This window comes from Xanthomonas massiliensis (assembly GCF_900018785.1).
GTDB classification, from domain to species: domain Bacteria; phylum Pseudomonadota; class Gammaproteobacteria; order Xanthomonadales; family Xanthomonadaceae; genus Xanthomonas_B; species Xanthomonas_B massiliensis.
In genome coordinates, this window is sequence record NZ_FCOY01000002.1 from 84,780 (window position 1) to 110,939 (window position 26,160).

Sequence of the window (26,160 nt, forward strand, 5' to 3'; positions counted from 1 at the left end):
GCCCGGTCCCGCCCCTGCCGCGCCGGCGCCGATCGCGCCGGCGCCGCCTCCCGTCCCGTGCCGTTCCCAGCGGAGTTTTCCTTCATGCCTTTCCTAGAACTCACCGTCCGCTGCAGCGAGACCACCCAGCCGCGCTACGAGCACGCGCTGGAAGACGTGGGCGCCCTGTCGGTGACGCTGCTCGATGCCGCCGCCGGCACCGCGCAGGAGAGCGCCATCCTCGAGCCGGGGGTGGGCGAGACGCCGCTGTGGAACAACCTGGTGCTGGCCGCGCTGTTCCCGGCCGACGCCAACGCCCTGGCCGTGCTGGCGGCGCTGGAAGCCTTCGATCCGGCGCTGGACTGGAGCCAGGCCGGCTTCCGCGCGGTGGAGGACCAGGACTGGGAACGCGCGTGGCTGGACCAGTTCAAGCCGATGCGCTTCGGTGCGCGCACCTTCATCGTGCCGTGGAACCACGCGCTGCCGGCCGAGGCGCAGCGTGCCGATGCGGCCGTGGTACGCCTCGATCCGGGCCTGGCGTTCGGTTCGGGCACCCATCCCACCACCGCGCTGTGCCTGCGCTGGCTGGACGGGCTGGCCGCCGACGGCGGCCTGCGCGACCAGGCCGTGCTCGACTTCGGCTGCGGCTCGGGCATCCTCGCCCTGGCCGCGCTCAAGCTCGGCGCCGCCCAGGCGGTGGGCGTGGACAACGACCCGCAGGCACTGATCGCCACCGCCGACAACGCCGAGCGCAACGGCGTGGCCGATCGCCTGCAGGTGTACCTGCCGGCCGACGAGCCGGTACGCACCTATCCGGTGGTGGTGGCCAACATCCTGGCCTCGGCGCTGGACGCGCTGGCCGAGGTCCTGGCCGCGCGCGTGGCGCCGGGCGGGCGCATCGCCCTGTCGGGCATCCTGCAGGGCCAGGAACAGGAACTGCTGGCGCGCTACGCGCCCTGGTTCGAGCAGCTGGGCTGCGAGCAGGACGAGGACTGGATGCGCATCGCCGGCGTGCGCCGGGCCTGAAGTCAGGCGGCGAAGGCGGCGTTGGCCTGCGCCGCGCAGGCGCGGGCGTAGCTGAGCAGGCGCCCGAGGTTGGCACTGCCCTCGGCATGCACGGCCAGCATCAGCAGGCGGTCGGCCGCGGGCACCGGGATCAGCACCAGCTTGCCGGTGCGGCTCTCGATCAGGGTCAGGTCGGATTCGTCACCGGCCAGTTCGCGCAGCACGGTCGAGGACAGCGCCGCCAGCGCGCTGGTCATCGCGGCCAGCTTGCCCGGCTCGGGATGGCCGTGCGACTTGACCAGGAACGACCGGCCGTCGCGGTAGGCCAGCATCGCGGTGACCACCGGCTCGCCGCTGTAGAGCAGCTTGTGCAGCGCGTCCTCGCAGCGCCCGCGGTCGGGCTGTTGCGCGGCCTCAGACATCGCCGTATTCCGCGCACAAAAAGATCAGTTCGAAGATCAACGCCATTTCGTCCTTGTTCCTCACGTCGGCGGCAATGATGGGGGCAACCAGCTGGCGTTGCCGCAACGCCGTCTGAACACGGGCGAGCAGCGCCTGTTCGTCCCCCTCGGGCTTGTTGACCACGACCACGCACGGCAGCGCCTGCAGCGCGTCGGCATAGGCGTCCACGGTCTCGGCCAGGCCCTTCATCGGATCGGGCGCGCGCGCATCGACCAGCACGACCAGCCCCACCAGGCCGTTGCGAACCGCATCGAGCATGAAGCGGAACCGGGTCTGCCCGGGCAGCCCGTACAGCAGCAGCCGCTCGCCGTTGCCCAGCGCCATCTCGCCGTAGTCCATGGCGACGGTGGTGGTCTCCTTGATCTGGGCCAGCTCGTCGGTGCAGGCCACGTCGGTGACCACCGGGGCGATGTCGCTGACCGCGGCGATGCAGGTGGTCTTGCCCGCGCCCGGTTCGCCGATCAGGGCGATCTTGTAGGTGGCCGAGGCGGTGTTCATCGGCGCCTCAACAGCTCGCCCACGCGGGCCCCCAGGCGCGACCACAGCCCGCGCCGTTCGGCGCGCGGCGGGGCGACCTGCATGTGCGCCAGGTCGAACTTGACCGACACGGCGTTGAGCCCGAGCAGGGTGTCCAGGCAGCGCGCGACCTCGGCCCGCTCCACGCCGGTCTGGGCGACGATCTGCTCGATCGTCAGCGACTGCCGGCGCAATGCGGCCAGGATCCGCCACCACTGGCGCGACCAGCCGGTGAACTGCTCGGGCCACAGGTAGAGCTTGAAGATGCGCGAATCGTCCGCCTGCAGCGCCTGCACGGCCTGCTCGTCGCTGCCGCCGCCCGCCTCCGCGCCGGCGTGGCGCTCCACTTCCTTCAGCCGGGCCAGGATCTCGTGGCCGCGGAACGGGCGATGCAGCGTGCCGGTCTCGAACTGGCGCGGACGGTTGGCGCAGCCGGCCACGTTCAGGCCGTGGTCCAGCGCGGCCATCAGCGCCGGGGCCTCGGCGTGGTCGAGGTTGACCAGCACCAGGGCGGAATCCTTGCCGATGGCGGTGTCCGCCGACCAGTCGTCCGCCAGGTAGCCCTTGAGCAGCGACAGGATCGAGGTCAGCGAACGGACCTGTTCATCGTCGAACAGCAGACACGAGATGGCACGATGCATGGACGGGACGCCGGAGAGAACCGGGCCGCGCCCGGCAGACCGCCGCGGCACGCGGGGCCGCGGCTCGGAGGCCTGCCGCTCCGTCGCGGAGCGGCAGGCGGCGCGCTCAGAGCGCGGCTTCGATCGAACTCATGGCCATGCGCGAACGCACGATCACCATGCCCACGTTGGCCGAGCCCCGGCACACGAACACCGCGACGTTGGTCGGGTTCTTCTTGGACCGGATGAACACGTGGATCAGGTTGGTGCTGAAGACCACGATTTCCTGGAAGTAGTGCGTGTGCTGGTTGGAGATGCCGCGGGCCTTGTCGAACATGTTCTCGATCTCCACCACGTTGCGGCCCTGGAACAGGTCGCCGGTGGCGGCCGCGACCAGGTCCAGCACTTCCTGCGGGTGGGAATCCACGGTCTTCACTGCCAGCAGCATGCCCGTGGACATGTCCACGTAGCCGGTGGCGACACATTCTGGGACGTCGTTCTGCGCCTGAACAATGGCCTTGTCGAGAGACACTGGTGTTACTCCTTAGTGGGTAGCTGCAACAGCTGCCGGGGTGAACCGGCCGCTGACGCGGCCGGAGAAATCCTTGATGAACTGCATCTGTTCTTCGCTCTGGATCGCCAGCGGGCTTCCCGAGCGCACCTTGGCTATGGCGGTCGCTTCGTCGTCGCCGAGCCAGACCAGGGCACAAGCAATCGCCGTGCCAGTGCGCCCCAGGCCGCCCTTGCAGTGGAAGGCCACGCCTTCGCCGCGGGCCACCGCCTGCTCGACCACGCGGCAGAACGCGTCGGCCTGGGCCATGCCCGGGGCGGTCATGTCGCGCACCGGGAAGTGGTGCAGGGCGATGCCGTGCGCGGCCAGGTCCTCGGCGTCGGCCTGGACCTGCTCCTCCAGGCACACCAGGTGGCGCACCCCGCCCTCGCGCAGCCGCGCGTACTGGCGCTGCGTCTCGGCCACCAGGCCGGGCCGGCTCATGCCGCACAGGAAGCCGCGCACCACCCACCAGATGCCGTCGACCGTCACCGGGCGCGTCGGCCGCGGCAAGGCGAGGTAGCCGGTCTGCACGTAGCGCTTGCCGCCCTCGGTCGCCGGCGCGTCGAACACCTGCGCGGCGGCGCCCTGCTCGATCGCCTGGCCGGCGGCGAAGATCACCACCGTCGCCTCCAGCGCCAGGCAGTCTTCGCGGTTGTGCGTCACAATCAGGACGAACGCGTCAGTCGCCGCCTGGCGCAGCCATTGCCGCGCCAGGGCCAGGTCGTCGCCGACCAGGCCGACGGTCGGCTCGTCGAGCAGGTACAGCCGGTGCGGCTGGTCCAGGAAATGGCGCAGGCAATCCAGCCGCTGCCGGCTCCAGGCCTGGCGCTCGGACTCGGTGCCGCCGGCGGCGCGGCCGGTACGCACCGCCTGGATGTATTGCGGATACCAGCCCAGCGCACCGGCCGGCAGGGTCGCCACCGCCACGCCATCGAGCATGATGCCCCCGGACACCTGCAACCCCTGGCCGGTACCGGCCACGGCATGCAGCAGCGTGGACTTGCCCGCCCCGCCCGGGCCGACGACGGCCAGCACGCCGGGGGCGGCCGCCTGCAGCGACAGGTTGGCGATGATCGGCGCCGCGTCAGCGGACACCGACAGATCCACGATTTCGAACATGTCGCTCCTGGTGGGGGTAGGCACGACGCCCGCTCAGCCGGGCACCCGCCGGAATCGCGCTTCCGGCCGGCATCCCAAGAATATAAGGAAGGATATTCAGCATTGTTGGCGGCATGTGGCGCCCGCCCTGCCGGTCGCACCAGGCGCCCTGCCCCGTGGCGCAACCGATTCCCGGACGGGACCACAGTTGCACACTTCGATGGCCGCCGATGCAGCCGGGCAGTATAGCGATACGAAATGTGTGCACGCCTTCACATCGCGCCTGACGGCCGCAGCCGTCGCTGCCAGAATAGTCCGCTCCCGTCCCTGCCCGCGATCGCGCCCGATGAACGCTCCGCCTGCCCTCGCCGCCCCGCCTGCCGCCGCCCGCCGGCATCGCCTGGCCGCCGCGGCCGTGGCGGTCGCGCTGGCGCTGCTGCTGGTGCTGCAGATGCTGCTGGCCGACCGCGCTCGCCTGGCCGCCAGCGAGCGCTGGCGACCGCTGGCCGTCGCCGCCTGCGGCGTGCTGCGCTGCCGCCTGCCGCCCTGGCACGAGCCGGAGGCCTTTGCCATGCAGGCGCGCGAGATCCGGCCGGTCCCCGGCCAGCCCGGGGTGCTGCAGGTCCGCGCCAGCTTCCGCAACGACGCACGCTGGGCGCAGGCCTGGCCGCGCCTGCACCTGTCGCTGGCCGATGCCAACGGGCGCGTGCTCGGCAGCCGCGTGTTCGCCCCCGCCGAATACCTGGGCCGGACCCCGGGCGAGGCCACGCTGGCGCCCGGCCAGAGCGCCCAGGTCGCGTTCCGCATCCGCGAACCGGCCGCCGGCACGGTGGCCTTCGACTTCCAGTTCCAGTGAGCGGCACCCACGCCCGAGGGGTGCCGCCGCGGCGCACGCGCGCTAGACTCGTCGTGCGCGCCGCCTTCCTCACGCCGGCGCGATCTTCCGGGGATGCTCCTTGAACGCCGCCACCACTCGCCCTGAAACCGGCCGGGCCGCGCCGAAGCCGACCCTGCGCGAACACGTCGCGCTGTCCGTGCGCCATTACCTGCACGACCTGGATGGCTGCGAGGCCAACGACGTGTACGAGATCGTGCTGCGCGAGATGGAGATCCCGCTGTTCGTGGAAGTGCTCAACCACTGCGAGGGCAACCAGAGCCGGGCGGCGGCGCTGCTCGGCATCCACCGCGCCACGCTGCGCAAGAAGCTGCGCGAGTACGGGCTGATCTGAGCCGGCCGGGGCGGACCGCTATAATGGCAGGCCCCTCGCGCTCGCGCCCTTGCCCATGTCCACCGACCTGCTGCCCGTGCGCCGGGCCCTGCTTTCCGTTTCCGACAAGACCGGCCTGGTCGAACTGGCCCGTGCGCTGGCCGCGCGCGGCGTCGAGCTGCTCTCCACCGGCGGTACCGCCCGGGCGATCCGCGAAGCCGGGCTGGCGGTCAGGGATGTCTCCGACGTCACCGGCTTCCCGGAGATGATGGACGGTCGGGTCAAGACGCTGCACCCGGTGGTGCACGGCGGTCTGCTCGGCCGCGCCGGCACCGACGATGCGGTGATGGCCGCGCACGGCATCGCCCCGATCGACCTGCTGGTGCTCAACCTGTACCCGTTCGAGCAGGTCACCGCGCGCGCCGACTGCACCCTGGCCGAGGCGGTGGAGAACATCGACATCGGCGGCCCGGCGATGCTGCGCAGCGCGGCCAAGAACTTCGCCCGCGTCGCGGTGGTGACCTCGCCGGACCAGTACGCCGGCCTGCTCGCCGAGCTCGAGGCCCACGACGGCCGGCTGTCGGCGGCCACGCGCCTGGGCCTGTCGGTGGCCGCGTTCAACCGCGTGGCCCAGTACGACGCGGCCATCAGCAACTACCTGTCCGCGGTGACCGACGCGAGCCAGGCCGTGCCGGTGCGCAGCGCGTTCCCGGCGCAGGCCAACGGCAGTTTCGTGAAGGTGATGGACCTGCGCTACGGCGAGAACCCGCACCAGCAGGCCGCGTTCTACCGCGACCTGCATCCGGCGCCCGGCTCGCTGGCGACCTTCGAGCAGCTGCAGGGCAAGGAGCTCAGCTACAACAACATCGCCGACGCCGACGCGGCCTGGGAATGCGTGCGCCAGTTCGACGCCCCGGCCTGCGTGATCGTCAAGCACGCCAACCCGTGCGGGGTGGCGGTGGGCGCCGGCTGCGGCGACACCTACGAGGCGGCCTATGCCACCGACCCGACCAGTGCCTTCGGCGGCATCATCGCCTTCAACCGCGTGCTGGACGCGGCCACCGCCAGGACCATCCTGGAGCGCCAATTCGTCGAGGTGCTGATCGCGCCGGACTACGAGGACGGCGCGCTCGAGTACGCCAGGAAGAAGGCCAACGTGCGCGTGCTGCGCATCCCGTTCGCCCCGGCGTCCAAGGGATTCATCGACACCAAGCGCGTCGGCTCGGGCCTGCTGATGCAGACCGCCGACGACCGCGCGGTGTCGCGCGACGAACTGAAGGTGGTGACCAGGCTGGCGCCGACCGAGGCGCAGCTGCGCGACCTGCTGTTCGCCTGGCGGGTGGCCAAGTTCGTCAAGTCCAACGCGATCGTCTATGCGCGCGACAACCACACGATCGGCGTCGGCGCCGGGCAGATGAGCCGGGTCTACTCGGCGCGCATCGCCGGCATCAAGGCGCACGACGCCGGGCTGCAGGTGGAGGGCTCGGTGATGGCCTCCGACGCGTTCTTCCCGTTCCGCGACGGCATCGACGCGGCGGCCGAGGCCGGGATCAAGGCGGTGATCCAGCCCGGCGGCTCGATGCGCGACGCCGAGGTGATCGCCGCGGCCGACGAGCACGGCATCGCCATGGTGTTCACCGGCATACGCCATTTCCGCCACTGAAGGCCCGCACATGACCGACGCACGGCAGCCCGACGACGAGATCATCCCGCACGCCGACGACCTCGGCCATCGCTACCTGGAACGGATGGTGCTGCTGTCGGACGGCGTATTCGCCATCGCCATCACCCTGTCGGCGCTGGAGATCCGGCCCGATCACATCCCCGGGCAGACGCTCTGGCAGGCGTGGTCGCTGCCGCTGCTGGTGTACGCGATCGCGTTCGTCCTGGTCGGCTGGGCATGGATCGAGCATCGCCACGTGATGGCGCGGCTGGCCCGCATCGACCGCACCGGCACCGCGCTGAACCTGGCGTTCCTGGCCTTCATCGCCCTGCTGCCGATCGCGGTGCGCGCCCTGCTGGAGTCCCCCGACCGCGACGCCCCGATCTACATCGGCACGACCCTGGCCGCCTATTTCCTCCTGGCGCTGCTGTGGGCCCACGCCACGCTGGTCGGCGGGCTGGCGCCGCAGGTCGGGCGCGGCTTCGCCCGGGCCTGGCTGCTCAAGCTGCTGAGCCTGAGCATCCTGCTCGGCGCCGCGTTCGCCTACATGTCCCAGCTGAAGTGGATCGCCCTGTTGCTGGCCGCGATCGGCGCCGGCACGCGCTGGTGGTCGTACCGGTCGCTGCGCCGCCATGCGCCATGAGCGCGCCCCGCTGGAAGAGCACGCCATGAAGATCCTCGTCATCGGTTCCGGCGGCCGCGAGCACGCCCTGGCCTGGAAGCTTGCCCAGTCGCCGCGCGTATCCGAAGTAATCGTCGCGCCTGGCAACGCCGGCACTGCCACGGAAGACAAATGCCGCAACGTGGGGGTGAAGGCCACCGACATCGATGGCCTGTTGAAGCTGGCGCAGGACGAGGGCGTGGACCTGACCGTGGTCGGCCCGGAAGTGCCGCTGGTGGCCGGCGTGGTGGACCGCTTCCGCGCCGCCGGGCTGCGCATCTTCGGGCCCACCGCCGCCGCCGCGCAGCTGGAGGGCAGCAAGGCCTTCGCCAAGGACTTCCTCGCCCGCCACGGCATCCCCACCGCGTTCTACGGCGTGTTCACCGAGGTCGAGCCGGCGCTGGCCTACCTGCGCGCGCATGGCGCGCCGATCGTCATCAAGGCCGACGGCCTGGCCGCCGGCAAGGGCGTGATCGTGGCGATGACGCTGGCCGAGGCCGAGGCCGCGGTGCGCGACATGCTCTCGGGCAACGCCTTCGGCGATGCCGGCGCGCGGGTGGTGATCGAGGAATTCCTCGACGGCGAGGAGGCCAGCTTCATCTCGATGGTCGATGGCGCCACCGCGCTGCCGATGGCCACCAGCCAGGACCACAAGCGCGTCGGCGACGGCGACACCGGCCCCAACACCGGCGGCATGGGCGCGTACTCGCCGGCGCCGGTGGTCACCCCCGAGGTGCACGCGCGGGTGATGCGCGAGGTTGTGGAGCCGACCGTGGCCGGGATGATCGCCGACGGCGTCCCGTTCACCGGCTTCCTCTACGCCGGGCTGATGATCGACAAGACCGGCGCGCCGAAGGTGATCGAGTTCAACGTGCGCTTCGGCGACCCGGAGACGCAGCCGGTGATGCTGCGGCTGCAAAGCGACCTGGTGGACCTGGTCGAGGCCGCGATCGACGGCCGCCTCGATGCGGTGCAGGCACAGTGGGATCCGCGCCCGTCGCTGGGCGTGGTGATGGCCTCGGCGCCCTACCCGGAAGCGCCGGTGGTCGGCGAGCCGATCGCCGGGCTCGACGCGGTACCGGCCAGCGCCAAGGTGTTCCACGCCGGCACCGCGCTGGACGCGGCCGGCAACGTGGTCACCGCCGGCGGCCGCGTGCTGTGCGTGTGCGCGCTGGGCCGGACCGTGGCCGAGGCGCAGCGCCAGGCCTACGCCGGCGTCGAGGCGATCCACTGGCCGCACGAGTTCCATCGCCACGACATCGGCTGGCGCGCGATCGCGCGCGAAACGCAGGCCGCGGATCGCTAGCGCGAGCGTGCACGGCCATGCGGCCCGCGGGTGAAGGATGCCGGCGCCGGGCCGGGGTCCGCGACGACCGCCGTACCCGGGTCCTGCGGCATCGGCCGCGCCGGGGTGCCGCGCCCGGTGTCCCGGCGCATCGGACCGTGACCATGCCCGGCCAGCCGCGCCGCGGTACGCCGGCACGCCCGCAGTCGCCCAGGCACGCTCGCGCACCGCTTGCGGCGCACCGCCGCGCCGGCGCCCGCCGCCGGCATGCCCGGGCTTCATCGCCCCGATGCAGCGGCCGCGGCGATAATGGCCGCCATTCCGCCACCCGACACGCATGAACCGACTCGAATCCCGCCTCGGCCGGCTGTGGGCCCACGAGAAGGCCAGCTACGGCCTGCGCGTGTTCATCGCCCTGGCCGCGGCGATGGCCGCGTGCTGGCAGCTCGGCCAGGTCACCGCGGTGCCGTCGGTGTTCCTGGGCATCATCGCCAGCGCCATCGGCGAGACCGACGACAACTGGCTGGGCCGCTGCAAGTCGGTGGCGCTGATGCTGCTGTGCTTCGCCGTCGCCGCCTTCGCGGTGCTGTACCTGTTCCCCTACCCGCTGCCGTTCGTGGCCGGCCTGGCGCTGACCACCTTCGGCCTGACCCTGCTCGGCGCGCTCGGCGAGCGCTACGCCTCCATCGCCCAGGCCACGGTGACGCTGGCCATCTACATGATGATCGGCATGGACCAGCACGCCGCCAGCGGCAGCCACGTCCCGGCCTGGCACGGCGCGGTGCAGCTGCTGGCCGGCGCCACCTGGTACGGGCTGCTGTCGATCCTGTGGTCGGCGCTGTTCGCCAACCGGCCGGTGCGCGAGCGCCTGGCGGTGCTGTTCCGGGAGCTGGGGCTGTTCCTGCGGCTGAAGGCCGCGCTGTTCGAGCCGGTGCGCCAGGCCGACCAGCAGGCCCAGCGCGTGGCCCTGGCCGAGCAGAATGCGCGCGTGGTGGCCGCGCTCAACGCCGCCAAGACGGCGATCCTGAGCCGCTTCGGCCGCTCCGGCCGGCCCGGCGTGCAGTCCGGCCTGTACCTGCGCCTGTACTACATGGCGCAGGACTTCCACGAGCGCGCCAGCTCCTCGCACTACCCCTACGAGGCGCTGGCCGAGGCGTTCTTCCACAGCGACGTGCTGTACCGCTGCCAGCGCCTGCTGGCCCTGCAGGGCAGCGCCTGCGCCGCGCTGGGCGAGGCCATCCGCCTGCGCCGGCCGTTCGCCTACGGCGAGCGTACCCGCCAGGCGATGGCCGACCTGCACGAATCGCTGCGCTTCCTGCGCCAGCGCGCCGACGCCGAGCAGCTGCGCCTGCTCGGCTCGCTGGACCTGCTCGGCAACAACCTGCAGAGCATCGAGCAGCAGCTGTCGGTGGCCGGCGGCGAGGACAGCACGCTGGACGGCTTCGACGTGCGCCTGCGCGACTCCAACCCGCACACCCTGCGCGAGATGGCCACGCGCATCGGCCAGCAGCTGACCCCGACCTCCCTGCTGTTCCGCCACGGCCTGCGCATGGCCATCGCCCTGACCGTGGGCTACGCGGTGATGCTGGCGATCCATGCCCACAGCGGCTTCTGGATCCTGCTGACCACCGCCTTCGTGTGCCGGCCCAACTACGGCGCCACGCGGCTGCGGCTGGTGCAGCGCATCGCCGGCACGCTGGTCGGCCTGGGATTGACCTGGGCGTTCATGCAGCTGTTCCCGAGCCAGCCGATGCAGCTGCTGCTGGCGCTGGCCGCCGCGCTGCTGTTCTTCATCACCCGCGCCGACCGCTACGTGTTCGCCACCGCCTCGATCACGGTGATGGCGCTGCTGTGCTTCAACCTGCTCGGCGACGGCTTCGTGCTGCTGGTGCCGCGGCTGGTGGACACGCTGATCGGCTGCGCCATCGCCGCGGCGGCCTCGTTCCTGATCCTGCCGGACTGGCAGGGACGCCGGCTCAACCAGGTGGCGGCCAACGTGGTCGCCGCCTGCGCGCGCTACCTCGCCGAGGTGCTCTCGCACTACCGCGGCGACCGCCAGGGCCCGCGCGACGACCTGGGCTACCGCATCGCCCGCCGCGACATGCACAACGCCGACGCGGCGCTGTCGGTGGCGCTGTCGAACATGCTGCGCGAGCCCGGCTACTTCCGCCGCAAGCTCGACGCCGGCTTCCGCTTCCTGGCGCTGTCCAACACCCTGCTCGGCTACCTGTCCGCGCTCGGCGCGCACCGCGCGCCGCTGGGCGACCATGCCGACGATGCACTGATCGCCCGGGCCGGCGAGCACCTGCGCCTGGCGCTGGAGGAGATCGCCGATGCCCTGGCCGGCCGCCATCCGGTGCTGGTGCGCGCCACCGAGACCGAGGACGGCCTCGGCCAGGCGCTGGAGGCGATGGACGCGGCCACCGACGACAAGCACCGCCTGATCCGCACCCAGCTGCTGCTGGTGCTGCGCCTGCTGCCGCAGCTGCGTGCGGCCACCGACGCGCTGGTCGGCCCGGAGCCGGCCACGCCGGCGCCGCCGGCCCCGGATGCCCATCCCGCGACCGCCTGAGCGCCGCTCCCTGCGCAGCGGCGACGGCGGGCGCCGCCGCTGCGGCACGCGGGCCGCAAGCGCGCGCCCGCACCGGCCGGGCAGGCCTGGTGGCCGCGGGCATGACGCCGCGATCCGCCACGTCCATGCCGCGCCGGTGCGTCGATCGCTCGAGCGCAACGCAGACCGGCTATTGGCATCGTAGGCGGCGCACCGGCGCCTGGCACGCCCTTCCCACCGACGAGGGCATGGCCCGCAGCCCCGCCACGAGCCCGCCGCGCCGTCGATGGCATCGATGGCGTCGATGGCGTCGCCGATCATGCAGGCCGCGGCGATGCGGTCGCGCACGACTGGATCGCGCGCGCGAAGCGGGTACGGGTTGGCGAGGCGCATCGCCTGCACGGCGACGTCCAGCAGCGGTACGCCGACGATCCGCGCATCCGATCCCGGATCGATGCGAGTGCGGTGCCCAAGCGGCGCAGCGCCGATGCATGCGTCGCCTTGCCGTCGTCGCGGGCGAAGCGGCCCCGGTATCGGTATCGGTATCGGCAGCGGCAGCGGCAGCGGAATGCAGTCTCGCAGCGGTAGCCGCCAAGCCGCCTTTCGGCCACCGGCGCCAGCCCGGTCGAGGGATACCTGGGCGCCACGCCGGCTTCGCCCATCCCCGCGGCCGGCCGTGACGGACGGCGTGGTCGAGCGACACGCACGCGGCCGCGCCGACGGATGGCGCCCATCCGGCGCACCGGGCCGGCTACCGTCACCAGCCCGATCAAGGGAGGCCTGGGGTACCGCGCCGGCTCCGCGTCCCCCGCGACCGGCCATGAAGCTCGGCGTGGTCGAGCGACACGCACGCGGCCGCGCCACCGGGTGGCGCCCACCCGGCGCATCGGGCCGGCCACCTTCGCCAGCCCGATCAAGGGAGGCCTGGGGTACCGCGCCGGCTCCGCGCGTTCCCGCGACCGGCCATGAAGCGCGGCGTGGTCGAGCGACACGCATGCGGCCCCGCCGACGGGATGGCGCCCACCCGGTGCACCGGGCCGGCCACTGGCGCCAGCCCGATCGAGGGATGCCTGGATGCCGCACCAGCTCCGCCCGTCCCCGCGACCGGGCATGAAGCGCTACGTGGTCGAGCGGCACGCATGCGGCCCCGCCGCCAGGTGGCGCCCATCCTGTGCACCGGGCCGGAAGAAAACGAGGGCCGGGCCGCCACTGCGGCCCGGCCCTCGCCGGATGCGGACACGGGATCCGCGCCAGGTCCTACTTCCGCGCGTCGTCGGGCAACGCGTAGGCCTGGATGTAGTCGCCCGAGCGCGTGCCCAGGCCGCCGTGGCCACCGGCGGCGATCACCACGTACTGCTTGCCGTCGATCTCGTAGCTCATCGGCGTGGCCTGGCCGCCGGCCGGCAGCCGCGCACGCCAGACTTCCTTGCCGTCGGCCAGGCGGTAGGCGCGCAGGTAGTCGTCGGCGGTCGCGCCGATGAACACCAGGCCGCTGCGGGTGATGATGTTGCCGCCGATGTTGTAGATGCCGGTCGGCAACGGCAAGTTGAAGTGGCTGCGGAACGGGCCGGTGTCGCGGGTGGTGCCCAGCGGCTTCTGCCACACGATCTTCTTGCTCACCAGGTCGATCGCGGTCAGCGTGCCCCAGACCGGGCCCTTGCACGGCACCTCCAGCGAGTTCAGCCACGGATTGGTGTAGGCCACGAACGGCGTGCCGTAGTTGGGCGAGATCGACAGCGCATCGCCCTTGGCCGCCGGCTTGTTGCCCTGGCCGTTCCAGGTCGGCAGGATCCCGGCCGACTCCACCGGCGCGCGCGGCTCCAGGCGGATGCGGAACGGCAGGTAGCTGGCGTTGGCCACCAGCACCTTGTTGACCGGGTCGATGGTGGCGCCCTGCCAGTCGACGATGCCGTAGAAGGCCGGGTAGACGATGGTCTCCTTGCCCACGTGCGGCGGGGTGAATTGGCCCTCGTAGGCCGCCTGGCGGAACTGGATGCGGCACTGCAGCTGGTCGAACAGGGTGGCGCCCCACATGTCCGATTCCTTCAGGTCCGGCGGCGTCAGCGACGGCAGTCCCACCGCGAACGGCTGGGTCGGGCTGACCCGGTCGCCCGGGGCCACGCCGGCGGTGGGCACCTTCCTCTCCTCGACCGGATAGCCGGGCAGCGGCTGGCCGGTGCGGCGGTCGAGCACGAAGAACTCGCCGCGCTTGGTCGATTGCACCAGCGCCGGCACGGGGTTGCCGCTGGCGTCGGGCAGGTCCACCAGCGACGGGCCGACCGGGATGTCCATGTCCCACAGGTCGTGGTGCACGGTCTGGAAGGTCCACTTGCGCGCGCCGGTGGCGATGTCCAGGGCGATGGTGGCGCTGGAGGTGGCGTCGTCGAACGGACGGCGGCTGCCGCCCCAGTTGTCCGGCGGCGCGTTGCCGGTGGGGATGTACAGCAGGCCCAGCGCCGGATCGGCGGTGTACACGCCCCAGGCGTTGGGGGTGTCGCGGGTCAGGGTCTCGTCACCCTGCGGCAGCCAGTTCTCCGGCGTGTGGCCGGCGTCCCAGGCCCAGGCCATCTTGCCGGTGACCGGGTCGTAGGCGCGCACCGCGCCGGAGGGCTCGAAGTTGGCCTGGTTGTCGAACACCCAGCCGCCGAGCACGACGCGGTCGTTGACCACCAGCGGCGGCGAGGTGATGAAGTGGAAGCCCAGCGGCACGTTGCCCATGTGGTCGGTCAGCCACACCGAGCCGTGGTCGCCGAAGTCCTCGCACGGCTGCCCGGTCCTGGCGTTGACCGCGATGATGCGCACGTCGGCCACCGGCGAGATGATCCGCTCCGGGCACGAGGTGGCCACCCCTTCCGGCGCCTTGTAGTAGGACACGCCGCGGCAGGCCAGGTAGACGTTGGCATCCACGTTGGCCTGGTGCGGCTTGGGGTCGTACTTCCACTTGACCTTGCCGGTCCTGGCATCGAGCGCGATCACCCAGCTGTGCGGGGTGCACATGTACAGGGTGTCGTCGACCTTGATCGGGGTGACCTCGAGATTGAACTCGTGGCCCTGGTCCGGGCCCAGCGCGACGTCCTCGCCGGCCTGCTGGGTGTCGCCGGTGCGGGTGGACCAGGCCAGCTTCAGCCGCGAGACGTTGTCGGGGGTGATCTGCGCCAGCGGGCTGAAGCGCTCGCCGTGGGGCGTGCGGCCGTAGAAGTGCCAATCGCCGGGCGCGACCGAGTCGTCCCAGGTGCCGGCGCTGCGCCCGGCGGTGTCGAGCGTGCCGCGCACGCCGTAGGGCCGCAGCGCCGCGGCGCCGGTGACCAGCACCACCAGCACGGCGACCGCGCCCAGGGTCCAGCCGGGCGCGCGCGTGGCCGGCAGCAGCCTGCGCCGCACCCACGGCAGCAGCAGCCACAGGCCCAGCAGCAGCGGCACCAGCAGGCGCGGCTCCAGGTTCCACAGGTCCAGGCCGACCTCGGCCAGCGCCCAGGCCAGCGTGCCCAGCAGCACCAGCGCGTACAGCCACAGCGCCGCGCGCCGGCGGGCGAACAGCAGGACCGCCGTGGCCGCGATGGCCAGGCCGGTGATCAGGTAGTACCAGGAACCGCCCAGGCGGGCGAGATAGCCGCCGGCGGCGGCGAGTGACAGGCCGATGAGGAGGAAGACGATCCCCGTGATCCATGGCCGGCCACGAAGGGGGCTGTCGCTCATTGCTCGACTCCTTCGCATGCGTTCGTGGGGGAAAAACGTGAACTGCGACACTTTGTCGCAGCCCGCGCACTATAGGCGCCGTCCCGCCGCCCGGCGTCATCGCCAAGTGAAAGCGCGCGCCGCCGGGGCCATGCGCGAATCGCATCTGGACATCGCCCATGCTCATGTCGGCGCCGGCCACGCGCTTTGCGTTCAGTCACTTGCGGCGCGATCGCGGCCGCTGCCGGCAGCGTCGTGCCGGCCCCGGCGCCGGCCGGCGTTGACGCGGCGGCGGATGTGGCCGAAAACCGTGTTCCCCCCTGCGCCATCCCCCCACGGAGGAACCCATGCCCGTTCCCGCTCCGCGCCGAGCCGCGTTGCCGGCCGCCCTGCTGCTGGCCGCGTCGGCCGCCGATGCGCCGGCCCTGGCCCAGTCCGGCGGCCCGGACGTGACCACCCTCGACCAGGTCACCGTGGTCGGGGCGCGGGCGCAGCCGCGCACCGTGCTCACCTCGCCGGTGCCCATCGACGTGCTGACCGCGCAGGACATCCGTTCCTCCGGCTACACCGACGTCAGCACGATCCTGCAGGCGCTGGTGCCCTCGTTCAATTTCCCGCACCCGACCACGCCCGACGGCAACACCCACATCCGCTCGGCCACCCTGCGCGGCCTGTCGCCGGACCAGACCCTGGTGCTGGTCAACGGCAAGCGCCGCCACGCCAGCGCCTGGATCAACACCGGCGGCACGGTCGGCAAGGGCGCGGTGTCCACCGACCTCAACGCGATCCCGGTCAGCGCCATCGAGCGCATCGAAGTGCTGCGCGACGGCGCATCGGCGCAGTACGGCTCGGATGCCATCGCCGGCGTCATCAACATCGTCCTGCGCGACGATGCCGGCTTCGAGGGCAGCGCCAGCCACGGCACCACCCGCGACGGCGGCGGCGACACCAGCACCGTGTCGCTGGACAGCGGCTACGCGTTCCCGTCCGGCGGCGCGGTCCACTTCACCCTGGACTACCGCAACCGCGACGGCGCCAACCGCGCCCTGCCCGACACGCGCCAGCAGTACTTCGGCATCGGCACGGACGGCCAGCCGGTGGCGCTGTCCGGCGCCTACGGCTCGGGCACCGGCCTGGTGCCGATCGGCGGCGCCGCTGCCGGCGCGGTGGCCGACCCGCGCGAGGCCGGCATCGACCGCGCCCGCCTGTGGCGCTTCGCCGATACCGCCGACACCGTCGAGCGGAACGCGTTCTTCAACCTGGACCGCCCGCTGGGCGAGGACGGACCGGAGCTGTACGCCTTCGGCGGCTACAACGTCAGCGACGGCAGCTCCAACGCCTCGCTGCGCCGTGCCGGGCAGAGCGAGAACGTGCGCGCGATCTACCCCGACGGTTTCCTGCCGTGGGTGGACACCACCAGCACCAACGCCTCGCTGGCGGTGGGCGTGAAGGGCCAGGCCGGCGAATGGCACTGGGACCTGAGCACGGTATACGGGCGCAACTCGCTGGAGTACCGCACCCGCAACACGCTCAACGCCACGCTCGGCGCGGACAGCCCGACCTCCTTCTACGACGGGCGCTTCAGCGCCTCGCAGTGGACCACCAACCTCGACGCCAGCCGTGCCTTCGACTGGGGCTGGCACGCCCCGGTGCGGGTGTCGCTGGGCACCGAATACCGCCGCGACACCTATGCCATCGGGGCCGGCGAGGAAGCCTCCTACGCCTGGGGCCCGTACCGCGTGCTCGACGGCCCGGATGCCGGCGCGGTGCCGACCATCGGCTCGCAGGGCTTCGCCGGCATCCAGCCCGGCGATGCCGGCGACTATGCCCGCCACGACGTGGCCGCCTACGCCGAGGCCGAGGCCGACCTGAGCGAGCGCCTGCAGGCCCAGGCCGCGCTGCGCTGGGAGGACTACAGCGACTTCGGCGCCACCACCAACGGCAAGCTGGCGCTGCGCTACGAGCTCGGCGGCGGGGTGGCCCTGCGCGCCTCGGCCAGCAGCGGCTTCCACGCCCCGGCGCTGGCCCAGCAGTACTTCAGTTCCACCAGCAGCCGCACCCTCAACGACCCGGTCACCGGCCTGCCCGAATACGTGCTGGTGCGCACCGCGCCGGTGGATTCCAACGAGGCGCGCGCGCTCGGCGCGCGCGAGCTCAAGCCGGAGAAGGCGCGCAACTACACCGCCGGGCTGACCTGGGGCTGGCGCGGGCTGGTGGCTTCGGTCGATGTGTACCGCATCGACATCGACGACCGCATCTTCCTGTCCGGCAACTTCGTCGATTCGGGCACCTCCACCGCGATCCGCGACTACCTGGCCGCGCTCGGCTCGCCCGGGGTCAGCAGCGTGCGCTACTTCACCAACGCCGCCGACACGCGCACCACCGGCGTGGACGTATCCGCGCGCTACCGCTGGGAGCTGGGCGAACACGGCCGGCTGACCGCCACCCTCGGCTACAACCGCAACCAGACCCGGCTCACGTCCGTGGGCGGCACGCCGGCCGAGCTGCTGGCGCTGGGCGTGCGCACGCCGCTGCTGGACATCACCGAGCGCACCCGCATCGAGCAGGGCCAGCCCAAGGACAACACGATCCTGGCGCTGGCCTGGGACACGGGCCGCTGGAGCACCCACCTGGCCGCGCACCGCTACGGGCAGATCCGCGGCGTGGCCGCCACCAACCAGACCGCGGCCACCGTGGCCGAGTTCGCCAAGGGCAGCACCCGCTTCGTCACCCGCCCGACCGAGGCCGGCACCGCCGGCAACTACGACGTCATCCAGATCCTGGAACCGAAATGGGTGGTGGACGTGGACGTGGGCTACCGGTTCAGCGACACCCTGCGCGTGGTGCTGGGCGCGGACAACATCGGCAACGTCTACCCAACCCGCAACATCGCCACCACCGCCACGGTCTCCGGCGCCGACACCTACGGCGTGTTCCCCTACAGCGAACTGTCGCCGTTCGGCTGGAGCGGCACCTACTATTACGCCCGGATCGAGACGAAGTTCTGAGGACGCAGCGCCACGGCCCGTGACGAATCGTCCACGCCGCCAGTCCCGGCCACCATCCCCATCGCCATCGCCCGCCACCTGGAAACCCCGCATGACCGACACCGCCGCCTTCGATCCTTCGCGCCGCCGCTGGCTGCAGGCCGGCGGCCTCGGTATCGCGGCCGCGGTCCTCGCGCCGGCGGCCGCCGCGGCACGGGCCGGCAGTCCGGCGCCGGGCGGTGCCGCGCCCGCCGGCCCCATCCGCCTGGACCTCAACGAGAGCAGCTACGGTCCCTCGCCGCGGGTGGCCACGGCGGTGCAGCGCGCGCTGGCCGACCTGCCGCGCTACGTGACCGCGGCGCAGGCCGACGCGCTGCAGCGGCAGATCGCCGCGCTGGAAGGCGTGGCGCCGGAACAGGTGATCATCGGCGAGGTGCTGGAAGCGCTCGGCCAGCACCTGGCGATCGACCAGGGCGGCGGCGAATTCGTCTACTCGGTGCCCGGCTACGGCGCGCTGGTCGATGCCGCCGCGCCGTTCGGCGGGCGCGCGGTGGAAGTGCCGCTGGATGCCAGGCTGGGGAACGACCTGCCGGCGCTGGCCGCGGCGGTCGGCCCCGACACCCGCGCCCTGTACCTGGTCAATCCGCACAACCCGTCCGGCACGCTCAGCGACGGCGCGGCCTTCGACACCTTCGTGCTCGCCGCGGCGCGGCGCACGCTGGTGATCGTCGACGAGGCCTATCTCGACTACCGCGACGACTTCGCCCGGCTGACCGCCGCGCGCCACCTGCGCGCCGGCGCCAACGTGGCGGTGTTCCGCACCTTCGGCAAGCTGCACGCGCTGGCCGGCCTGCAGATCGGCTACGTCCTGGCGCCGCGGCCGCTGGCCGACGCGCTGCGCCGGCGCGGGGTCGGCGATGCGCACGCGCTCAACCAGCTGTCCATCGCCGCGGCCTCGGCCAGCCTGGCAGACCCGGGATACCTGGCCGGCGTCCGCCGCCAGGTCGCGGCCGAACGGGTGCGCTGGCTGCAGGTGCTGGACGGCCTGGGGCTGCGCTACGCGCAACCGGCCGCCAGCTTCGTGTTCTTCGACGCCGGCCGGCCGCAGCCGCAGGTCGCCGCCGGCCTGCTGGCCCGCGGCGTGCAGATCGGCCGGCCGTTCCCGCCCTATGCCACCTGGGCCCGCATCACCATCGGCCGCCCCGAGGAGAACGCGACGGCGCAGCGCGCCCTGCGCGAGGTGCTGGCCGCCGGCTGAGGACCATCGCCTGCGGGTGCGCACCGGTGCGCACCGACCGCCGCGCGGCCGGTGGCAGGCAGAGTGCGTCCCGCGACCGCCGGGGGCCGAGCGCCGGGACGCAGGTGACACAGGCGACGCCGCGAGCATGGCGTGGCGTGGCCGGCGTCCCGCGGCACGCCCACGGGACGCGATGCGTGCCGCCGCTGCATCGCCCAGGCTGTACCTGAGCAGGGCCGCGGCGGGGCGGCCGCGTCCCGCCGCGCCGTTTTTTGCCACAATGCCTCCGGAACGCCGCTGCACGCGCTCCACCGGCCGGTCCCCGGCCCGCCCGTTCGTCCCCCGTCCATTGAACACGCCACGCAGCACGCCACCGCCGTCGCACGCGCAGGGCCGGGCATCCGCCCTGCGCCGGCATGCCTCGGCGCCGCTGCGGGCCATCGTCCGGCTGTCGACCACGCGCCTGAACTACTGGCTGGAAGTCGCCGTCAGCGCCAGCCTGTCGCTGGCCCTGCTGGCGACCGGCCTCTGGCGCTACCGCGGTCCATGGGCGGGCGCGCTGCTGGTGGTGCTGGCCGGCCTGCTGGTCTTCAGCTTCATCGAATACCTGTTCCACCGCTGGGTCTTCCACGGCCCGGACTCGCCGTTCCAGCGCGGCCACCAGGCCCATCACCTCGATCCGCACGGCTACGACGCGCTGCCGTTCTTCCTGCCCGCGGCGATCCTGCTCGGGCTGATGGCGCTGTTCCGGGCGGTGCTGCCGACGGCCCCGGCCTGCCTGCTCGGCGGCACCATCGGCCTGGGCTACGTGGCCTACGGCCTGAGCCATTTCGCGATGCACGCCACCCGCTTCCGCCAGCCGTGGCTGATGCGCTGGGCCGCGCGCCACCACATCCACCACCACCATCCGGACCGCAACTTCGGCGTCACCAGCGCCCTGTGGGACCACCTGCTGGGCACCGGCTACCGGCCGCGCCGGTAGCCGCGCCGCCCGCGCATCCCTCGCCGCGGCGTCGTGCTTCCGCCCTCAGCCGATGACCCGCCGGAACGGCGGCAGCGCGTCGATGATGCGGCGGCCGTAGCGGCGGGTGAGCAGGCGCGAATCGAGGATCACCACGCGGCCATGGTCGTCGGCGCTGCGGATCAGCCGCCCGGCGAACTGGGTCAGGGTGCGCAGCGCGTGCGGGACGGCGATCAGGTTGAACGGATTGTGGCCGCGCCCTTCCAGCCACTCGCCCAGGGTGGCGGTCTGGGGGTCGGTGGGCACCGCGAACGGCACCTGGGTGATGACCACGGTGGTGCAGGCCTCGCCGGGCAGGTCCAGGCCCTCGCCGAAGGAATTCAGGCCGAACAGCACCGAGCCTTCGCCGGCGCCGGTGCGGCGCAGGTGCTCGGCGACCAGCTGGCTCTTGTTGCCCTCGCCCTGCACCAGCACCCGGTTGCGCCGCGCCAGCGGCAGCAGGTCGGCGACCTTCTCCATCTTCCAGCGCGAGGTGAACAGCACCATCGAGCCCTTGTCCCAGTCCAGCTCGCGCTCCAGCCAGCGCGCGACCTCGCGCGGGTGGCCCTCGCGGTCTTCCGGCCCGACCGGGAACGCCGGCACCACCAGCTCGGCCTGGCGCGCCAGGTCGAACGGCGAGGCCAGCGCGGCGGTCTCGGCGTCCTCGGGCAGGCCGGCATCGATGGCCAGCGCCTGGAAGTCGCCGCCGCCGGTCAGCGTGGCCGAGGTCATCACCACCGAATCGACCTGGCGCCACAGCAGCCGGCGCAGCACCTGGGCGGCCGACACCGGCGAGCAGTGGCAGACGCGCTCGCCGTCGCGATCGGCGGTGATCCAGCGCGCGGTCGGCGGCTGTCCCTCCGGGTCCTCGTGGCGCCAGCCGCTCCACAGCGCGTACTGCTGCTCCATCATCTCCACCGCCGGGCCGAACGCGCGCAGCAGCTGCTCGCGCGCGCCGTCCTCGGGCTTGCCCTTGGCCAGCAGGCCCTGAGCGGCGTGCATCCAGTCGTACAGCGCGCGGGTGTCCTCGGCCAGCGCCTCGATCGCCGGCTGCCAGGCCGGCGGCAGGCGCCCCTGCGGCGCGCGCCACATCGGTTCGCGCTCGCCGGGATCGGGCGTCCACACCCGGGCGATCTCGCCGTGGAAGGCCTTGAGCCCCTTGGCCACGGTGCTGGCCAGCTCGATCACCTCGTTCGGCAGGCGCTGGCCGATGCGCTCGCGGTCGATGGCGCGGAACGCCTGGGCGATGAGGATCTGCAGGCGCGCGGTGCGCTTGGCCATCGCCTCCAGCGGCAGGTTGGCCGCGCCCTGGTCCACCGCCACCGCCGGCACGTGGTGGCCCTCGTCGAGCACCACCAGCATGTCCGCGGGCGCGGCGATCAGCGGCTGGCCGCTGTCGGCCTCGCCCACGCCCAGCGCCGACAGCAGCAGGGCGTGGTTGGTGACCACGATCTGCGCATCGCGCACCTGCGCGCGCGCCTTGAGCACCGGGCAGCGCATGGCCCAGGCGCAGCGCCGCCCGGCGCATCCGGACGCCGGCGTGGTGATGCGCATGCGCAGCGCCGGAGGAACCGGGGCGGGCGCGGCGTCCAGGTCGCCGTTCCAGCCGCCCTCGGCCAGCGCCCGCACCAGCGTGCGCGCGGTCGCGGCGTCGGCCGGCGCCAGCGGGCGGTCGTACACGGCGGCCTGGACCTCGCCGAACATCGAGGATTGGGCGGTGTCCTGCTCCAGTTCCTCGGCGTTGCGCGTGCACAGGTAGCGGGTGCGGCCCTTGGCCAGGGCCACCGTGGCCTCGATGCCGGTGGCCTTGAGGAAGGCCGGGATGTCGCGCTCGACCAGCTGCGACTGCAGCGCCACGGTGCCGGTGCTGACCACCAGCTTCTTCCCGTGCGCCAGCGCCACCGGCACGCCGGCGGTCAGGTAGCCCAGGCTCTTGCCCACGCCGGTGGGCGCCTCGATCACCGCCACGCCGCCCGGCCGCGCCAGCGCGCGCGCGGCGATGGCGATCATCTGGCTCTGCGCGCGGCGGGTGGCGAAACCGGGGGTGTTGGCCTGCAGCGCCGTATAGGCCTGGCGGATGGCGGCCTTGAGCGGCTCGTCCAGCCGCCGGGTCCCGGCGCCGCGCTCATCCGGTGCCGGAGCGACTGCTTCGTTCATGCCCGCATTTTCGCATGCCGGCGCGCGCGCCCGCAGCGCGCGCCGTTCAGTCGGCGGTGACCAGCAGCAGGTCGCGCTCGCGCAGGCGGCGGTAGACCTCGTCGGTCTGCGGGCGCACGCCGTGCCACAGGGCGAAGCTCTCGGCGGCCTGCTCGACCAGCATGCCCAGGCCATCGACCGCATGCCGGCAGCCGGCCGCGCGCGCCCAGGCCAGGAACGGGATCGCCGCCTCGCCGTAGTTCAGGTCCACCGCGCCGGTGCGCTCGCCGGCCAGCGACATCGGCAGGGTGAAGCCGGTGGCGGTGCCGCGCGCGGCCGAGGTGGCGTTGACGATCAGGCCGAACTCGCCCAGGTCGCCCAGGTCCTGCCAGCGCCGCACCACCGCGCGGGCCGGCTCGCCCATCGCGTCGGCCAGCGCCTCGGCGCGTTCGGGCGTGCGGTTGACCACCACCATCTGGGCGATGCCGGCATCGAGCAGTGCCGGCGCCACGCCGCGCGCGGCGCCGCCGGCGCCGAGCATGAGCACGCGGCGGCCGCGCAGGTCCAGGTGGTGGCGCGCGGTGAGGTCGCGCACCAGGCCGGCACCGTCGGTGTTGTCGCCGTACCAGCCGCCGTCATCGGTCAGCACCAGGGTGTTGACCGCCCCGGCGCGGCGCGCGCGCGGGGTCAGCGTGCTGCACAGAGCGAAGGCCGCTTCCTTGTGCGGCAGGGTCACGTTGGCCCCGCGCCCGCCACCGGCGGCAAAGCGCGCGAGCACGTCGGCGAACGCCTCCGGCGTCGCGTCGATGGCGGTGTAGTCCAGGGCGATGGCGTGCTGGCGGGCGAAGGCAGCGTGGATGTCCGGCGACAACGAGTGGTCGACGGGGTGGCCGAATACGGCGTAGCGGGCGGGGGTCATGGCTCTTTCCTTTCGGCGCGCGGGCGCACGGCACGTGATGCGCGCAGTGTAGGCGCGCGGGCGCGCAAGCCGATGATGCGGCGCGCCATGAGCGGCCGCACCGCGCCAGGCGATAGACGTGCGCGGCCTTGCTTCTCGCGAAGCCGGAGCGCGGGATGGAAGGCGTGCGCCCCGCCGCGCATCCCGTCGGACCGCAGGAAGAGCATGGTGCAGCCGCGTGTCCGCGCCCAGCCGAGGCGGCGGCGATCAGGGCGCGGCCGACGCCGCCGCGGCGCGCATCGGCATCGCTCCCACTGGCGAGGATCCCGGCCGGCTCGCCGGTCCCGATCAACAGGCGCCGCCCCTGCCCGCCGGCGCACGCCAGGCGGGCGACCGGCGATCGACACCGCATGCCGCGGCGAGGCGGCGATCGCCTGCAGGCATCGCGCGGACACCGCCGCGGCGGCCGGCTAGCCCCGCGGCGCCGGCAACCGCGCCACCCCGGCGGCAGTGCCGGCCTCGGCGTGGCGGATCGCCGGCGCGGCCCTGCTCAGCCTTCGCGCAGCCAGCGCGCCGCGTCCAGCGCGTAGTAGGTGAGGATGCCGTCGGCGCCGGCGCGCTTGAACGCCAGCAGCGATTCCATCGCCACCGCGCGCTCGTCGATCCAGCCGTTGCCGGCGGCGGCCTTGATCATCGCGTACTCGCCGCTGACCTGGTAGGCGTAGGTCGGGCGGCGGAACTGCTGCTTCACCCGATACAGCACGTCCAGGTACGGCAGGCCCGGCTTGACCATCACCATGTCCGCGCCCTCGGCCAGGTCCAGCGCCACTTCGTGCAGCGCCTCGTCGGAATTGGCCGGGTCCATCTGGTAGGTGTGCTTGCTGCCGCGGCCGAGGTTGGCGGCGCTGCCCACCGCGGCCCGGAACGGGCCGTAGAAGGCGCTGGCGTACTTGGCGCTGTAGGCCATGATCTTGGTGTGGATGAAGCCGGCCTCCTCCAGCGCGGCGCGGATCGCGCCGATGCGCCCGTCCATCATGTCGCTGGGCGAGAGCACGTCCACGCCGGCGGCGGCGTGCGAGAGCGACTGGCGCACCATCGCCGCCACGGTGGCGTCGTTGAGGATGTAGCCGCTCTCGTCGATCAGCCCGTCCTGGCCGTGGGTGGTGTACGGGTCCAGCGCCTGGTCGGCCATCACCCCCAGCTCGGGGAACCGCGACTTCAGCGCGCGGATGGCGCGCTGGACGATGCCGTCCTCGTCCCAGGCGATGCGGCCATCGGCGGTCTTGGCGCCCGGGTCGGGCACGCCGAACAGGTCGATCAGCGGCACGCCCAGCTCCAGCGCCTGCTCGCCCACCCTGAGCAGCTCGTCGATCGACAGCCGCTCCACGCCGGGCATCGACGGCACCGGCGCGCGGCCGGCCTGCTCGTGCACGAACACCGGCAGGATCAGGTCGTCGGCGGTCAGCGTGTGCTCGCGCATCAGCCGGCGCGAGAAGGCGTCGCGGCGCATGCGCCGCGGGCGGTCGATGGGATAGCTCATGGCGGCGGTCCTGGGAACGTGGCGGGCATGATACGCCCGGCGCCCGCGGGCCTCAGGTGAGCACGTAGTCGCGCGGCTGCAGCGGCGCCGGCAGCGGGCGCACGTCCTGGCTGTCGAGCAGATCGGCCTCGATGCCGCGCACCAGCGCGTCCAGCGGCAGGTCGTTGGGCTCGGTGCCGAACGGCTCCTCCATCTCCTCGCCCAGCTGGTCCAGGCCGAAGAAGGCGTAGGCCAGCACCGTGGACACCACCGGCGTGGCCCAGCCGAGCACGGTCACCAGGCCGAACGGCAGCAGCACGCAGAACAGCCAGGCGCAGCGGTGCAGCAGCAGGGTGTAGGCGAACGGCAGCGGCGTGGACAGGATGCGCTCGCAGCCGGCCTGGACCCCGCCCATGGCATGCAGGTGCGCCTCGAAGCGGCCGTACAGGTACGGGTCCAGGCGTCCCTCGCGCAGCGCAGCGGCCAGGTCGGCGGCGATCAGCCCGAGCATCCGCTCGGGCAGGTTGCGGTGCCCGTCCAGCGGATCGCCGGCCGCGGCCGGCAGCCACGGCCGCACCGCGGCGGCCACGTCGCCGCCGCGCAGGCGCGCGCACAGGCCATGGGCGAAGCCGGCGGCGAGCCGGCACACCCGCAGCCGGCGCTGCGGGTCGTCGGCCAGCACCGCGTTGCACAGCCGCGCCAGGCTGCGCGACTCGTGCACCAGCTGGCCCCACTGCCGCCGTCCTTCCCACCAGCGTTCGTGGCAGGCGGAATTGCGGAAGCTCAGGAAGATCGACAGCACCAGGCCGATCAGGGTGAACGGCGCCACCGACACGCGCTCGATGCCCGGCGGGTGGCCCAGCTCGGCGAACGCCGACACCAGCACCGCCAGCCCGGTGATCGCCAGCACGCGCGGGGCGACGGCCGGCACGATGGAGCCGCGCAGGATGTACAGCAACTGCCATCCCTGCGGACGCGGGCGGATGATCATCGGGAACGGGGCCGCGCCGCGCGGGCGGCGGGCCATGGACGGTGGGGGACGGGCATTCTAAGCCGCCGCCGCGGGCCGCGGCAGGCGCACCGGCCCGGCACCGCTCGCGCGACGCC

At 73.0% G+C, this 26,160-nt stretch carries 20 protein-coding genes; 10 read left to right on the top strand and 10 right to left on the bottom strand.

Annotated features, from left to right (window positions below):
* The first annotated feature begins 84 nt into the window (after window positions 1–84).
* Window positions 85–1,005 carry a 50S ribosomal protein L11 methyltransferase gene (gene prmA / locus BN3794_RS00345; RefSeq protein WP_066091650.1) on the top strand — a complete coding sequence of 307 codons (921 nt, stop codon included), beginning with the start codon at window positions 85–87 and terminating at the stop codon, window positions 1,003–1,005.
* Window positions 1,006–1,007: 2 nt separating this feature from the next.
* Here the strand turns inward: prmA and BN3794_RS00350 are convergent, their stop codons facing one another.
* The 5 genes from BN3794_RS00350 to BN3794_RS00370 form a co-directional block, all read right to left on the bottom strand.
* Entirely contained in the window at window positions 1,008–1,406 is a 399-nt protein-coding gene (locus BN3794_RS00350) for a roadblock/LC7 domain-containing protein (RefSeq protein WP_066091653.1), read from the bottom strand.
* Entirely contained in the window at window positions 1,399–1,944 is a 546-nt protein-coding gene (locus tag BN3794_RS00355) for a GTP-binding protein (protein ID WP_066091656.1), read from the bottom strand. The genes BN3794_RS00350 and BN3794_RS00355 overlap by 8 nt, the downstream gene beginning before the upstream one ends.
* Entirely contained in the window at window positions 1,941–2,603 is a 663-nt protein-coding gene (locus BN3794_RS00360; protein WP_066091658.1) for a hypothetical protein, read from the bottom strand. The genes BN3794_RS00355 and BN3794_RS00360 overlap by 4 nt, the downstream gene beginning before the upstream one ends.
* Window positions 2,604–2,709: 106 nt before the next feature.
* On the bottom strand, window positions 2,710–3,114 hold the full coding sequence (locus tag BN3794_RS00365) for a hypothetical protein (RefSeq protein WP_066091661.1): 405 nt from the start codon (window positions 3,112–3,114) through the stop codon (window positions 2,710–2,712).
* Window positions 3,115–3,126: 12 nt separating this feature from the next.
* Window positions 3,127–4,254 (bottom strand): phosphatase domain-containing putative toxin, encoded by a 1,128-nt coding sequence (locus tag BN3794_RS00370; protein ID WP_066091663.1) that lies wholly within the window; start codon window positions 4,252–4,254, stop codon window positions 3,127–3,129.
* Window positions 4,255–4,579: 325 nt separating this feature from the next.
* On the opposite strand from BN3794_RS00370, the gene BN3794_RS16740 reads away from it, so the two are divergent.
* The 6 genes from BN3794_RS16740 to yccS all read left to right on the top strand — a co-directional run bounded on the left by BN3794_RS16740 (window position 4,580) and on the right by yccS (window position 11,622).
* Window positions 4,580–5,089 carry a DUF3426 domain-containing protein gene (locus BN3794_RS16740; protein WP_328585336.1) on the top strand — a complete coding sequence of 170 codons (510 nt, stop codon included), beginning with the start codon at window positions 4,580–4,582 and terminating at the stop codon, window positions 5,087–5,089.
* 100 nt (window positions 5,090–5,189) lie between these two features.
* On the top strand, window positions 5,190–5,462 hold the full coding sequence (gene fis, locus BN3794_RS00380) for a DNA-binding transcriptional regulator Fis (RefSeq protein ID WP_066091666.1): 273 nt from the start codon (window positions 5,190–5,192) through the stop codon (window positions 5,460–5,462).
* Between the two features lie 55 nt (window positions 5,463–5,517).
* Entirely contained in the window at window positions 5,518–7,104 is a 1,587-nt protein-coding gene (purH, locus tag BN3794_RS00385) for a bifunctional phosphoribosylaminoimidazolecarboxamide formyltransferase/IMP cyclohydrolase (protein ID WP_066091670.1), read from the top strand.
* 10 nt (window positions 7,105–7,114) lie between these two features.
* Window positions 7,115–7,747 (top strand): TMEM175 family protein, encoded by a 633-nt coding sequence (locus tag BN3794_RS00390; protein ID WP_066091673.1) that lies wholly within the window; start codon window positions 7,115–7,117, stop codon window positions 7,745–7,747.
* 25 nt (window positions 7,748–7,772) lie between these two features.
* Window positions 7,773–9,071, top strand: a complete 1,299-nt coding sequence (gene purD / locus BN3794_RS00395) for a phosphoribosylamine--glycine ligase (protein ID WP_066091675.1) — start codon at window positions 7,773–7,775, stop codon at window positions 9,069–9,071.
* Window positions 9,072–9,387: 316 nt separating this feature from the next.
* Window positions 9,388–11,622 carry a YccS family putative transporter gene (yccS, locus tag BN3794_RS00400; protein ID WP_066091678.1) on the top strand — a complete coding sequence of 745 codons (2,235 nt, stop codon included), beginning with the start codon at window positions 9,388–9,390 and terminating at the stop codon, window positions 11,620–11,622.
* A gap of 1,236 nt (window positions 11,623–12,858) precedes the next feature.
* Here yccS and BN3794_RS00405 read toward each other — a convergent pair.
* Complete coding sequence (locus BN3794_RS00405) at window positions 12,859–15,297, bottom strand: membrane-bound PQQ-dependent dehydrogenase, glucose/quinate/shikimate family (protein WP_066091681.1); 2,439 nt, start codon at window positions 15,295–15,297, stop codon at window positions 12,859–12,861.
* A 326-nt stretch (window positions 15,298–15,623) separates the two neighbouring features.
* On the opposite strand from BN3794_RS00405, the gene BN3794_RS00410 reads away from it, so the two are divergent.
* The 3 genes from BN3794_RS00410 (at window position 15,624) to BN3794_RS00420 (ending at window position 20,482) form a co-directional block, all read left to right on the top strand.
* Window positions 15,624–18,284 carry a TonB-dependent receptor plug domain-containing protein gene (locus tag BN3794_RS00410; protein WP_078059485.1) on the top strand — a complete coding sequence of 887 codons (2,661 nt, stop codon included), beginning with the start codon at window positions 15,624–15,626 and terminating at the stop codon, window positions 18,282–18,284.
* Window positions 18,285–18,375: 91 nt separating this feature from the next.
* Window positions 18,376–19,521 (top strand): pyridoxal phosphate-dependent aminotransferase, encoded by a 1,146-nt coding sequence (locus BN3794_RS00415; protein ID WP_078059486.1) that lies wholly within the window; start codon window positions 18,376–18,378, stop codon window positions 19,519–19,521.
* Window positions 19,522–19,849: 328 nt separating this feature from the next.
* Window positions 19,850–20,482, top strand: coding sequence for a sterol desaturase family protein (locus tag BN3794_RS00420; protein WP_236493089.1), 633 nt, complete (start codon window positions 19,850–19,852; stop codon window positions 20,480–20,482).
* A 45-nt stretch (window positions 20,483–20,527) separates the two neighbouring features.
* On the opposite strand, the gene dinG is transcribed toward BN3794_RS00420, so the two are convergent.
* The 4 genes from dinG to BN3794_RS00440 form a co-directional block, all read right to left on the bottom strand.
* Complete coding sequence (gene dinG / locus BN3794_RS00425; RefSeq protein WP_066091687.1) at window positions 20,528–22,657, bottom strand: ATP-dependent DNA helicase DinG; 2,130 nt, start codon at window positions 22,655–22,657, stop codon at window positions 20,528–20,530.
* Between the two features lie 46 nt (window positions 22,658–22,703).
* Entirely contained in the window at window positions 22,704–23,555 is an 852-nt protein-coding gene (aroE, locus tag BN3794_RS00430; protein WP_066091690.1) for a shikimate dehydrogenase, read from the bottom strand.
* Window positions 23,556–24,084: 529 nt separating this feature from the next.
* Window positions 24,085–25,074, bottom strand: coding sequence for a porphobilinogen synthase (gene hemB, locus BN3794_RS00435; protein ID WP_066091693.1), 990 nt, complete (start codon window positions 25,072–25,074; stop codon window positions 24,085–24,087).
* A 52-nt stretch (window positions 25,075–25,126) separates the two neighbouring features.
* Window positions 25,127–26,080 carry a bestrophin family protein gene (locus BN3794_RS00440; RefSeq protein WP_236493091.1) on the bottom strand — a complete coding sequence of 318 codons (954 nt, stop codon included), beginning with the start codon at window positions 26,078–26,080 and terminating at the stop codon, window positions 25,127–25,129.
* Window positions 26,081–26,160: the final 80 nt, after the last annotated feature.

What these genes read in the sequence shown, in the direction of transcription:
- prmA (WP_066091650.1), top strand. Translation starts at nt 85, where the DNA reads ATGCCTTTCCTAGAACTCACCGTCCGCTGCAGCGAGACCACCCAGCCG.
- BN3794_RS00350 (WP_066091653.1), bottom strand. Translation starts at nt 1,406, where the DNA reads ATGTCTGAGGCCGCGCAACAGCCCGACCGCGGGCGCTGCGAGGACGCG.
- BN3794_RS00355 (WP_066091656.1), bottom strand. Translation starts at nt 1,944, where the DNA reads ATGAACACCGCCTCGGCCACCTACAAGATCGCCCTGATCGGCGAACCG.
- BN3794_RS00360 (WP_066091658.1), bottom strand. Translation starts at nt 2,603, where the DNA reads ATGCATCGTGCCATCTCGTGTCTGCTGTTCGACGATGAACAGGTCCGT.
- BN3794_RS00370 (WP_066091663.1), bottom strand. Translation starts at nt 4,254, where the DNA reads ATGTTCGAAATCGTGGATCTGTCGGTGTCCGCTGACGCGGCGCCGATC.
- BN3794_RS16740 (WP_328585336.1), top strand. Translation starts at nt 4,580, where the DNA reads ATGAACGCTCCGCCTGCCCTCGCCGCCCCGCCTGCCGCCGCCCGCCGG.
- purH (WP_066091670.1), top strand. Translation starts at nt 5,518, where the DNA reads ATGTCCACCGACCTGCTGCCCGTGCGCCGGGCCCTGCTTTCCGTTTCC.
- BN3794_RS00390 (WP_066091673.1), top strand. Translation starts at nt 7,115, where the DNA reads ATGACCGACGCACGGCAGCCCGACGACGAGATCATCCCGCACGCCGAC.
- purD (WP_066091675.1), top strand. Translation starts at nt 7,773, where the DNA reads ATGAAGATCCTCGTCATCGGTTCCGGCGGCCGCGAGCACGCCCTGGCC.
- yccS (WP_066091678.1), top strand. Translation starts at nt 9,388, where the DNA reads ATGAACCGACTCGAATCCCGCCTCGGCCGGCTGTGGGCCCACGAGAAG.
- BN3794_RS00405 (WP_066091681.1), bottom strand. Translation starts at nt 15,297, where the DNA reads ATGAGCGACAGCCCCCTTCGTGGCCGGCCATGGATCACGGGGATCGTC.
- BN3794_RS00410 (WP_078059485.1), top strand. Translation starts at nt 15,624, where the DNA reads ATGCCCGTTCCCGCTCCGCGCCGAGCCGCGTTGCCGGCCGCCCTGCTG.
- BN3794_RS00415 (WP_078059486.1), top strand. Translation starts at nt 18,376, where the DNA reads ATGACCGACACCGCCGCCTTCGATCCTTCGCGCCGCCGCTGGCTGCAG.
- dinG (WP_066091687.1), bottom strand. Translation starts at nt 22,657, where the DNA reads ATGAACGAAGCAGTCGCTCCGGCACCGGATGAGCGCGGCGCCGGGACC.
- aroE (WP_066091690.1), bottom strand. Translation starts at nt 23,555, where the DNA reads ATGACCCCCGCCCGCTACGCCGTATTCGGCCACCCCGTCGACCACTCG.
- hemB (WP_066091693.1), bottom strand. Translation starts at nt 25,074, where the DNA reads ATGAGCTATCCCATCGACCGCCCGCGGCGCATGCGCCGCGACGCCTTC.
- BN3794_RS00440 (WP_236493091.1), bottom strand. Translation starts at nt 26,080, where the DNA reads ATGGCCCGCCGCCCGCGCGGCGCGGCCCCGTTCCCGATGATCATCCGC.